Source organism: Schumannella sp. 10F1B-5-1 (assembly GCF_006517535.1).
GTDB lineage: Bacteria > Actinomycetota > Actinomycetes > Actinomycetales > Microbacteriaceae > Schumannella.
The window spans coordinates 264,635-274,880 of sequence record NZ_VHQH01000002.1 but is presented as its reverse complement, the minus strand read 5'-3'; the positions used below and the strand labels follow the sequence as shown (position 1 = coordinate 274,880).

Genomic DNA, 10,246 nt, shown 5'->3' with positions numbered 1-10,246 from the left:
CGCCGGATCGGTTCGGTCAGTCGGCGGACCTGGCGTGTCGCGCGTGTCGCCGGATCCAGGCGTGCATGACGATCGCCGCCGCCGCAGCCGCGTTGATCGAGCGGGTCGATCCGAACTGCGGGATCGCGACCACCGCATCCGCCGCGGCGAGCGCCTCCGGGCTCAGCCCCGGCCCCTCCTGTCCGAACAGCAGCAGGCTCGCCGCCGGGAAGTCGTAGTCGTCGACGCCGGTCGAGCCGGGCACGTTGTCGACGGCGACGATCGTCAGACCGCGCGCTCGCGCATCCCGCACCAGATCGGCGACATCGGGATGGTGCTCGACGTGCTGGTAGCGGTCGGTCACCATCGCGCCGCGGCGGTTCCAGCGGCGCCGCCCGACGATGTGCACGCGGGCCGCGAGGAAGGCGTTCGCGCTGCGCACGATCGAGCCGATGTTGAGGTCGTGCTGCCAGTTCTCGACGGCGACCTCGAAGAAATGCCGGCGGCGGTCGAGCTCGGCCACGATCGCCTCGAGCCGCCAGTAGCGGAACTCGTCGACGACGTTGCGGCGGTCGCCGAGCTCGAGCAGCTCGGGGTCGAGGCGGTCGTCGTCGGGCCAGGCGGCGCGGCCTCCGGGCCACGGACCCACGCCGACCTCGAGCAGGGGCTCCGCGGGCTCGGGCGCGTCGGCGAGCTCGGCCTGATCGTCGGCACCGTCGACCGGGGCGGGCCCGGCGGGCTCGGGATGCGCATCCACCCCGTCATTCTCGCTGAGGGGTCTGAGATCCGTCGCTCAGGGGTCGGCGTTCGGCGGCGGGGCGAGCGAGGGGGGCGCACGGGCGCTGTTAAGGTCGCGGCATGGCCCGGCGACGCACGACTTCTGCGCCCGTCTGGAGCGCCGACGGCCCCGACACGATCGTGCTCGGCGACAACCTCGGCGTGACGGCCCAGCTGCCCGACGGGGCGTTCCGGCTCGTGTACCTCGATCCGCCGTTCAACACCGGGCGCGTGCAGCGATACCAGAGCATCACGACGATTCGGCAGGCCGTGTCGGCGGGCGAGGCCGACGGCGCTGACGACTCCGCCGGCGAAGCGGTGACCTCGGCGACCACGGCGATCGAGGCGGCGAGCGCCGACGCCGCATCCGCTCCCGTCGCCGACGACGCGTCGACCATTCTGCGCCGCGGCTTCGGCGGCCGCGACTACGCCGCCGTCAAGCGCACGCTGAGCCGCTACGACGACCGCTTCGACGACTACTGGGCCTTTCTCGAGCCGCGGCTGATCGAGGCCTGGCGCCTGCTCGACGACGCCGGCACCCTCTATCTGCACCTCGACTACCGCGAGGCGCACTACGCCAAGCTCGCGCTCGACGCGCTGTTCGGCCGCGACTGCTTCCTCAACGAGCTGATCTGGGCCTACGACTACGGCGCGAAGACGCGGCGCCGCTGGCCGGCGAAGCACGACACGATCCTCGTCTACGTCAAGAACCCCGAGACCTACTACTTCGACGCGGATGCGGTCGACCGCGAGCCCTACATGGCGCCGGGTCTCGTGACGCCCGAGAAGGCGGAGCTCGGCAAGCGCCCCACCGACGTCTGGTGGCACACGATCGTGCCCACCTCGGGCCGCGAGCGCACCGGCTACGCCACGCAGAAGCCCGAGGGCATCCTGCGCCGCATCGTGCAGGCCTCGTCGGCGCCGGGCGACTGGGTGCTCGACTTCTTCGCCGGCTCGGGCACGACCGGTGCCGTCGCGACCGCGCTCGGCCGCCGGGCCCTGCTGATCGACGAGAGCCCGGATGCGGTGCACATCATGCGCCGCCGCATCCCCTCGGCGCGCGTGGTCGACGCCGCCGGTTCCGAGCTGGCGATCGACCCGGCGAGCGCCGCCGCGTCGACGCCGAAGGATGCCGCGAGCCCGGTCGAGGCCGCGGCGGGCTGATTCCCCGGCTGATCCGCTCGCTCCCGCTGCTCCGGCTCAGCGTCGCCGGTAGACCTCGCGCCGGTGAGCGACGCGGACGACCAGCACGGTGAGAATCCCGTCGTCGACCGAGTAGATCACCCGATAGTCGCCGATGCGGATCCGGAAGAGGTCGTCGACCCCGCTGAGCTTGATCGACCCAGGAGGGTGCGGGTCTTCGCTCAGCGCGCGGATCGCGTCGCGGACGCGCCGCGCCTCGCGCTTCTCGAGCCCGGCGAACTCCTTCGCCGCTCGGCGGTCGAAGGCGATCGCGTAGTTCCGACGAGGGTCGGTCACTGCTCGATCTGCCGGAACACCTCGTCGGCCGACACGACCTCCGCGCGTCCGTCCCGGACCTCCGCCAGCCTCTCAGCGGCAAGCCGAGCATCCTCGCGATCGAGCAGTTCCTCGTACTCGAGGAGGAGGTCGATCGGCACGATCGCGGCGGCTCGCTGCCGGCCACGACCGCGTGTCACGTAGGTCACCTGGCGTCCGAACGCCGCACGGTTCACCGCATCGGAGAAGTGGTCACGAGCATCCGTGATAGAGAGCTCGGCGGCGTCGGTCATGCCACGAGTATGCGCCTGGTTCGCGAGAAGCGCCAGATTGGCGAGCTTCTGACCAGCTCAGTCGTACTCGATCGCGCGGTGCCGAGCCGGCCCCCATCCGACGATGAAGAAGCCGATCGGCGAGAGCAGGAACAGCAGGAAGAAGCTGAAGACGCCGTTCTGCCCGAAGGCGTCGCCGATGCGCACGGCGACGAAGATCGCGAACAGCCAGCTGATCACCGGCACGAAGAGCAGCAGCAGCGTCGGCCGTCGGCCGGGAACGGCCAGCTCATCGGCGCCGCCTCAGAAGTCGACGTCGCGGTGCTGCGCCGAACCGTAGCCGATGATGAACTGCCCGATCGGCGCCAGCAGCCAGAGCAGCAGCACCGAGAAGACGCCGCCCTGCCCGAAGGTGCGGCCGAGGCGCAGCGCCACGATCAGCGCGAAGATCAGGTTCACGAGCGGGATCAGGTAGAGCAGCACGAGCGCGCCGTGGAACTTCACGATCTTGAGCAGCAGGTAGAGGTTCACGATCGGGATGAATCCGACCCATCCCGCGAATCCGGCCTTGCGATAGACCGGCCACATCGCGACCGCCATGAGCACGTAGGCGACGAAGCTCGTGCCGAGCTGCGCCAGCGGACTGATCAGCCCGCCCCCGCCATCGCCCGAGTCGGCGGTCACGAGCAGGGTGGACACGGCGTCGTGCGCGAGGTGGAGCATCCCTCGACGTTAGGTCGGGCATCCACGCCTCGCAAGGCCGCCGGTGGTCGCGCCGACCACGCGGATGCGCGGCCGGTGGATGCGCGAGGGGCGCGACCGGATGACCGGCCGCGCCCCTCTGGGCATCACGTGATCGCGCCTACTTCGCGGCGGCGGTCCCGGCAGCCTCGCGACGCGCGCGGTCGGCCTCGACGCGCTGCTCGTGCGCCGCGTCGAGCACCTCGAGCGGCATCGTGCTGAGGTCGAGCAGCGGATTCTCGTCCTGGTGCTCGACCAGGTCGCGCGCCTCCTCCTCGGTCTCGACCGACGGCAGCGATCCGGGCATCGGGCGACCCGACGACTCCTTCATGAAGAACACGCCGATCGCGCCGAGCACGCTCGTTCCCATCAGGAACCAGGCCGGGGCGAGGTTGCTGCCGGTGAGGTAGAGCAGCCCCTGGATCATGAGCGGCGTCGTACCGCCGAACACGGCGATCGCGATGTTGTAGCCGAGCCCCATGCCGCCGTAGCGCGACGAGGTCATGAACAGCGCCGGCAGCGACGCCGCCTGGTTCGACACCCACATCGCGGTCAGGATCGCCACGATCGACAGTCCGAGCAGAGTCGTGCCGATCGAGTCGGCGCCGATCAGCAGGAACGCCGGGATGCTGAGCACGATGACCGACGCGGCGGCGACGCTCATGACCTTCCGACGCCCGAAGCGGTCGGAGAGCTTGCCCGTCACCGGCAGCAGCGCCGCCAGCAGGAACAGCACCGGGATCGTCAGCAGCGTGCCGTGGATCGGGTCGTAGCCCAGCGCATCCGTCAGGTAGGTCGGCATGTAGCTGGTGAGCGCGTAGCCGACCGAGTTGGATGCGGCGACCAGCGCGATCAGGATGAGCAGCGAACGCCAGTTGCGCGCGATGAGCACCCAGATGTTGCGGGGGCGGCCCTGCGCGTCGGCGATCTCGCCGCTCGCGCTGGCCTGCGCATCCTGGGTCGCCTGGAATGCCGGCGACTCCTCGATCTTCAGGCGGAAGTAGATCGCCACCGCGCCGATCGGGCCGGCGGCGAGGAACGGGATGCGCCAGGCCCAGGCCTCGAGGCCCTCCTGGCCGACCGTGAGCTGCAGCACCGACACGACAGCCGCGCCGAGCGCGAAGCCGATGTAGCTGCCGGTGTCGAGGAAGCTCGCGAAGAACGCGCGCTTCTTGTCGGGCGCGTACTCGCTGATGAACGTCGTCGCGCCGGCGTACTCGCCGCCGGTCGAGAAGCCCTGCGCGAGCTTCAGCACCACCAGCAGCACGGGCGCGGTCGCGCCGACGAGCGCGTAGTCGGGCAGCACGCCGATGAGGAACGTCGACGACGCCATCAGGATGAGCGTGGTCGCCAGCACCTTCTGCCGACCGACCCGGTCGCCGATGCGGCCGAAGACGATGCCGCCGAGCGGGCGGGCGACGTAGGTGGCGGCGAAGACGCCGAAGCTGAACAGGATCTGCACCGCCGGCTCGGCGGTCGGCAGGAAGACCCTTCCCATGACGACGGCGAGGTAGCCGTAGATGCCGACGTCGTACCACTCCATCGTGTTGCCGACGATCGTGCCGCCGACGGCGCGGCGCATCATGGGGCGGTCGACGACGTTGACGTCGCCGACACGGAGACGCCGTCCGCGGGCGGCGCGCTTCGGCTTGCCGCCGGTGCGCTCGGCCGAGGACGGCTCGGGATGGATGGGGCTGGAGGAACTCACGTTCTGACTCTCTCCGGCGGTTCTCGGGTGTGCAGGATCCGCCTGATTCAGTGGTCCGGACGCTCGGTGCGCGCATCCGGATCCCGGACAAGCCAAGAACTGTACGCCCGCCCTTCACGCCGATTCACACGGCTTTGCCAGACGTTCTCACAGGCAACGAGGAGGGTGAGAACCGCCCGATACGATCGCCACATGGCGAATGCGCGCTCTGAGGTCGAAGCCTGGCTCACCGACATGGATGGCGTGCTCGTGCACGAGAACCACGCGCTGCCCGGGGCGCCCGAGCTCATTCAGCAGTGGCTCGATTCGGGCACCCCGTTCCTCGTGCTGACGAACAACTCGATCTTCACACCCCGCGATCTCGCCGCCCGTCTGCGCTCGAGCGGCCTGCACGTTCCCGAGGAGCGAATCTGGACCAGCGCCCTCGCCACCGCCGACTTCTGCGCCTCGCAGATGCCCGGCGGCTCGGCGTTCGTGATCGGCGAGGCCGGCATCACGACCGCGCTGCACGAGGCCGGCTTCGTGATGACCGAGACGGACCCCGACTACGTGGTCGTCGGCGAGACCCGCAACTACTCCTTCGAGGCGATCACCAAGGCCATCCGCCTGATCAACAACGGCGCCCGCTTCATCTCGACGAACCCGGATGCGACGGGCCCGAGCCAGGAGGGCGTGCTGCCCGCGACGGGCGCGATCTCGGCACTCATCACCAAGGCCACCGGCCGCGAGCCCTACGTGGTCGGCAAGCCGAACCCGATGATGTTCCGCTCGGCGATGAACAAGATCGGCGCGCACAGCGAGAACACCGGCATGATCGGCGACCGCATGGACACCGACATCGTCGCCGGCATCGAGGCGGGCCTGCACACGGTGCTCGTGATGACCGGCATCAGCGACCAGCGCGAGATCGAGAAGTACCCCTTCCGCCCTGACGAGGTCATCGATGGCGTGCACGAGCTGCTGACCGGGCCGGCCGAGACCGAGCTCTGAGCGGCGGGGCGCCTCAGCCCTTCGTCGAGCCGCCGTCGCCGGCGTCGCCGCTGGTGTCGCCGTCCTTGCCGCCCTTGGCCGGGCCGGCGGCGGCCTTCGCCGCGGCCCACACCCCGGCCTGGGCCGTGCCCTGCACGCTGCCCTCGATCTTCTTGCCGCTCGAGCGGCTGACGAAGCAGAAGTAGTCGCGCTCGCCACCGCGCCACTGCGCCGCGCTCGCGGGGAACGCCGCCGAGAGCTGCAGATCGCTGTAGGCGCCGGCGGAGGTCAGGTCGATGACGCCCGCGGCGGCGCACAGCTCGGTGAGCCGGATCTGCAGGGCGTCGACGCCGGGCCAGCGCTGCGCATCCGCGTCGGGGATCGGCGCGCGCAGCACGAGCTGCGCATCGTGCTCGTCGACGCAGCGCACCACCGTGAACTCCTCGGCCCACGGGTCGGTGAAGGGGTCGAGGCACTCGCCGCCGTTGAGGGCCGTCCACGCGTGATCGCCGGACTTGACCGGGCCGGTGGGCACCGCATCCACGCCGCCCTCGCCGTCGCCCTGACCTGAGGATGCGCCGCTCGCGCCGGCGGTCGGCTCGGCGCCCGCGACGGGGAGCCGGGTGCCGAGCAGGAACAGCGACACGAGCGCGAGCAGGCTGACCACAGCGACCGCGACGACGACGAGCGACTTCTGCGTGCGGCTGACGATCGGCGTGCCCTGCGCGTCGTAGCGGGCGGCCGCGGCCAGCTCACGGGCGTCGGCCTCCTGTGCGGCGGCGAGCGCCGCGCGGGTGCGCGCCCAGGGGTCGTGCGAGGGCTGCGGTCCGGTCAGGCCCGAGGGGATGTGCTCGGTCGTCGGCGGGCCGGCGCGGTTCGACAGCGGCGTGCTCGCGCGCGCGGCCTCATCCCACTCGACGAAGCGGTCGGGCGCGAACAGCTCGTCCATGAGGGCCGAGCCGCCGGCCGCCGGCATCGCGCCCGGAGCGCCGTCGATCGCGAGCGCCGACTCGAGGTGCAGCTCCGGCGGCAGGGTCGTGGGGTCGGTGTGCGCGAGGTCGGCGGCCGTGATCGGCGCCGTGCTCGGCAGCGCGCCGGTATCGACGCCGGGGGCGCGCAGCGGCTCCGTCTCGGGCAGCTCGGCGTGCGGGTCGGGAGCCGGGGACGACGCCGCGGCCGGGGGCGACGCCGGGGCCGCCGGAGCGGGAGGCGGCGCGGATCGAGCCCCGGACGGTGCGGGATGCGCGACGCGCGACGCCGGTTCGGGGGCGGCCGGAGGCGGGGTCGCCGCCTGCGGCTTCTCGGGCGGCTCGACCAGCGGAGGAGGAGCCGCGGCGAGCCGCGCCCTCTCCTCGTCGCTCAGCCCGCCGCCGGGGGTCACGGCTTCAGGCCGAGGTCTTCCAGGCCGATGGCCGCGTAGTAGGGGTAGCCGGCCGACTCGATGCGCGCCTTCGCCTCGGTCGCGCGGTCGACGACCACGGCGACGGCGGCGATCTCGGCGCCGACCTTCTCGAGCGCCTCGATGGCCTTGAGCGGCGAGCCGCCCGTGGTCGAGGTGTCTTCGAGCACGATCACGCGCTTGCCGGCGAGGTCGGGGCCCTCGACCTGCTTGCCGCGGCCGTGGTCCTTGGGCTCCTTGCGCACGACGAAGGCGTCGTAGCCGAGCCCGCGCGCGGCACCCTGGTGCAGCACGGCGGCCGCGATCGGGTCGGCGCCCATCGTGAGGCCGCCCACCGCATCCACCTCGGGGATGTCGGCGATCAGGTCGACCATGACCTGGCCGATGAGCGGGGCGACTCGGTGGTCGAGGCTGACGCGACGCAGGTCGACGTAGTAGCTCGCTTTCTTGCCGCTGGTGAGCGTGAAGTCGCCGTGGAACACGGCGTCGGAGCGGATGTACTCGATGAGCTGCTGTCGGGCGTCGGTCACGCCCGACACTCTACTTTCTCGCCGCCGCGCCCCCGCCTCGGGGCGAGCCCGGGTCGCACGCCGCCGCTAGCGTGGAGCCATGCGCATCGCCACCTGGAACGTCAACTCGGTCCGCGCGCGGGTCGGCCGCATCGTCGACTGGCTCGGCCGCGAAGAGGTCGACGTGCTCGCGATGCAGGAGATCAAGTGCAAAGACGAGCAGTTCCCGCACGCCGAGTTCGAGGCGGCCGGCTATGAGGTCGTGACGCACGGGCTCAACCAGTGGAACGGCGTCGCCATCGCGAGCCGCGTCGGCATCGAGGATGTCGCGCGCACCTTCGACGGCATGCCCGGCTTCCTGAAGGGGCACGAGGGCCCCGACCTGCCGCTCGAGCCGCGCGCGATCGGCGCGACCGCGAACGGCGTGCGCGTGTGGAGCCTCTACGTTCCGAACGGCCGCGGGCTCGACGACCCGCACTACGCCTACAAGCTCGACTGGCTCGAGGCGCTGCGCGGCTCGACGGCGGCGTGGATGGCGGCGAACCCGGATGCGCCGATCGCCCTGACCGGCGACTTCAACATCGCCCCCACCGATGCCGACAACGGCGACCCGACGATCATCGAGGGCGTGTCGACCCACGTGTCGCCGGCCGAGCGCGCCGCGTTCCAGGCGCTGCTCGACAGCGGGCTGACCGACGTCGTGCGGCCGCGCATCCCCGAGGGCTTCACCTACTGGGACTACAAGCAGCTGCGGTTCCCGCGCAACGAGGGACTGCGCATCGACTTCATCCTCGGCTCGAAGCCGTTCGCCGACCTCGTGGCCGGGGCCGGCATCCACCGCGAGGAGCGCAAGGGCGACGCCCCCAGCGACCACGTGCCGGTGGTCGTCGACCTCGACCTCAGCGCCGACGAGGACGACGACGACCGCCCGATGATCTTCTGATTCCGGCCGCGGCCGGGTTGCGCGCGAGCTGACCTAGGCTCGCTTTCATGTTCCCTGCCCGCTGTGGGTGATCGTGTTCGTGCTGCTGGCCGTCTACCGCGGGCGCGGCCTCGCCCGCGACGCGACCGGCACCCGGATGCGGCGCCGCCACGCCGTCGCCTACGCCGCCGCCGGGCAGGAGGTCGTCGACGACATCCTGGCCCGCTTCGCCAGCGGCGACCCCGCGAACTACGCCCCGATGCCCGCCGGGATCGGCAGGAACGGCACCCTGCGCGTGCAGATCTGGACCGCCGACGCCGACCGCCTCGGCTTCGTCGCCATCAGCGCGGGCATCCGGCACTCCGAGCTCGTCGTGCTCGACGGCCTCGCCTACGACCGGCTCTCAGCGGTGCTCGACCGCGGCATCAGCCGGCCGGATGCAGCAGCAGCGACACCAGCAGGATGATCGGCACGGCCGCGACGGTCGAGAAGAGCACCGCATCCCGGGCCAGGATCACGCCCTGGTTGTAGCGCACCGCGTAGGTGTTGACGTTCTGCGCGGCCGGCAGCGCGGCCACGACGGTCGCCGCGGCGACCTCGGCGTCGGGGAGGTGCAGCAGGAAGCGCGCGACGACGAAGGCGACGGCCGGCATGACGACCGCCTTGAGCACCGTCGCGACCAGCACCGCGCGGCGCGGCGATCCCGAGGCGAACGGGCGCTGCCCGCGCAGCGACATGCCGAACGCCAGCAGCATGAGCGGCACCGCGGCACCGCCGATGAGGTCGAGCGGGGCGAACACGGCGTCGGGCAGCTCGATGCCGGTCGCCGCGACGATCACGCCCAGCGCCGAGCCGACGACGATCGGGTTGCGCACGGGCCCGAGCAGCACGTTCTTGACCGAGACGCGCCCGCGGGTCGTCACGTCGAGCATGGTCAGCACGACCGGGGCGAAGATCAGCAGCTGGAACAGCAGCACGGGGGCGATGTACTCGGTGCTGCCGATCACGTAGGTCGCCACGGGCAGGCCGATGTTGTTCGCGTTCACATAGCCGGATGCGGTGGCGCCGATGACCGTGTCGCCGAAGCGCATCCGGAACAGCAGCCGTGACGCGAGCACGAACAGCAGCGCTGCGATCGCCGCGCTCACGAGCGACGCGATGAGGAACGGCGAGAACACGACGGCCAGGTCGGCGCGAGCCAGCACCGTGAACAGCAGGGCCGGGCTGCCGACGAAGAACGCGGTGCGGTTGAGCACGAGGCCGGCGCCGTCGGGCAGCACCTCGAGGCGCGCGACGAGATAGCCGACGCCGATGATGACGGCGATGATCGCGAATCCCGTCAGCGCTCCGAGCACGGGTCCAGTCTTCCAGGCTCGCGGGGCCGGGCCCGCCGGTCAGTCTGCTCGGCCCCGCATCCGGCCCCGCATCCGGTCACGCATCCGGTCACGCATCCGGTCACGCATCCGGTCACGACGCCGGATACGACGAAGCCCCGGTGGGCGCATCCACCGG

The 10,246-nt window shown here is 71.5% G+C and carries 13 protein-coding genes; 4 read left to right on the top strand and 9 right to left on the bottom strand.

Going from position 1 to position 10,246, the window contains the following annotated elements; translation table 11 throughout:
* Positions 1 to 16: 16 nt before the first annotated feature.
* Positions 17 to 643: a TrmH family RNA methyltransferase gene (locus FJ658_RS02910; protein ID WP_141143999.1), complete on the bottom strand. Its 627-nt coding sequence runs from the start codon at positions 641 to 643 to the stop codon at positions 17 to 19.
* 194 nt (positions 644 to 837) lie between these two features.
* Here FJ658_RS02910 and FJ658_RS02905 point away from each other — a divergent pair, with 194 nt between their 5' ends.
* Entirely contained in the window at positions 838 to 1,920 is a 1,083-nt protein-coding gene (locus tag FJ658_RS02905; RefSeq protein ID WP_141143872.1) for a site-specific DNA-methyltransferase, read from the top strand.
* 36 nt (positions 1,921 to 1,956) lie between these two features.
* Here FJ658_RS02905 and FJ658_RS02900 read toward each other — a convergent pair whose 3' ends face one another.
* From FJ658_RS02900 to FJ658_RS02885, 5 genes are all read right to left on the bottom strand, one after another.
* On the bottom strand, positions 1,957 to 2,235 hold the full coding sequence (locus FJ658_RS02900) for a type II toxin-antitoxin system RelE/ParE family toxin (RefSeq protein WP_141143871.1): 279 nt from the start codon (positions 2,233 to 2,235) through the stop codon (positions 1,957 to 1,959).
* On the bottom strand, positions 2,232 to 2,507 hold the full coding sequence (locus FJ658_RS02895) for an antitoxin of toxin-antitoxin stability system (protein ID WP_141143870.1): 276 nt from the start codon (positions 2,505 to 2,507) through the stop codon (positions 2,232 to 2,234). The genes FJ658_RS02900 and FJ658_RS02895 overlap by 4 nt, the downstream gene beginning before the upstream one ends.
* A 57-nt stretch (positions 2,508 to 2,564) precedes the next feature.
* Positions 2,565 to 2,741: a DUF5684 domain-containing protein gene (locus FJ658_RS15985; protein WP_255447535.1), complete on the bottom strand. Its 177-nt coding sequence runs from the start codon at positions 2,739 to 2,741 to the stop codon at positions 2,565 to 2,567.
* A 48-nt stretch (positions 2,742 to 2,789) separates the two neighbouring features.
* Entirely contained in the window at positions 2,790 to 3,209 is a 420-nt protein-coding gene (locus tag FJ658_RS02890; protein WP_141143869.1) for a DUF5684 domain-containing protein, read from the bottom strand.
* 139 nt (positions 3,210 to 3,348) lie between these two features.
* Positions 3,349 to 4,935, bottom strand: coding sequence for an MFS transporter (locus FJ658_RS02885; RefSeq protein WP_255447520.1), 1,587 nt, complete (start codon positions 4,933 to 4,935; stop codon positions 3,349 to 3,351).
* A gap of 192 nt (positions 4,936 to 5,127) precedes the next feature.
* On the opposite strand from FJ658_RS02885, the gene FJ658_RS02880 reads away from it, so the two are divergent.
* Positions 5,128 to 5,925 (top strand): HAD-IIA family hydrolase, encoded by a 798-nt coding sequence (locus tag FJ658_RS02880; RefSeq protein ID WP_141143868.1) that lies wholly within the window; start codon positions 5,128 to 5,130, stop codon positions 5,923 to 5,925.
* Positions 5,926 to 5,938: 13 nt separating this feature from the next.
* Here the strand turns inward: FJ658_RS02880 and FJ658_RS02875 are convergent, their stop codons facing one another.
* On the bottom strand, positions 5,939 to 7,285 hold the full coding sequence (locus FJ658_RS02875; RefSeq protein ID WP_141143867.1) for a hypothetical protein: 1,347 nt from the start codon (positions 7,283 to 7,285) through the stop codon (positions 5,939 to 5,941).
* Positions 7,282 to 7,833 (bottom strand): orotate phosphoribosyltransferase, encoded by a 552-nt coding sequence (gene pyrE, locus FJ658_RS02870; protein WP_141143866.1) that lies wholly within the window; start codon positions 7,831 to 7,833, stop codon positions 7,282 to 7,284. The genes FJ658_RS02875 and pyrE overlap by 4 nt, the downstream gene beginning before the upstream one ends.
* Before the next feature lie 79 nt (positions 7,834 to 7,912).
* Here pyrE and FJ658_RS02865 point away from each other — a divergent pair, with 79 nt between their 5' ends.
* Positions 7,913 to 8,755: an exodeoxyribonuclease III gene (locus tag FJ658_RS02865; RefSeq protein WP_141143865.1), complete on the top strand. Its 843-nt coding sequence runs from the start codon at positions 7,913 to 7,915 to the stop codon at positions 8,753 to 8,755.
* Positions 8,756 to 8,822: 67 nt separating this feature from the next.
* Entirely contained in the window at positions 8,823 to 9,200 is a 378-nt protein-coding gene (locus FJ658_RS02860; RefSeq protein WP_141143864.1) for a hypothetical protein, read from the top strand.
* Here FJ658_RS02860 and FJ658_RS02855 read toward each other — a convergent pair.
* Entirely contained in the window at positions 9,160 to 10,089 is a 930-nt protein-coding gene (locus tag FJ658_RS02855; RefSeq protein ID WP_141143863.1) for an AEC family transporter, read from the bottom strand. The genes FJ658_RS02860 and FJ658_RS02855 overlap by 41 nt on opposite strands.
* Positions 10,090 to 10,246 lie beyond the last annotated feature (157 nt).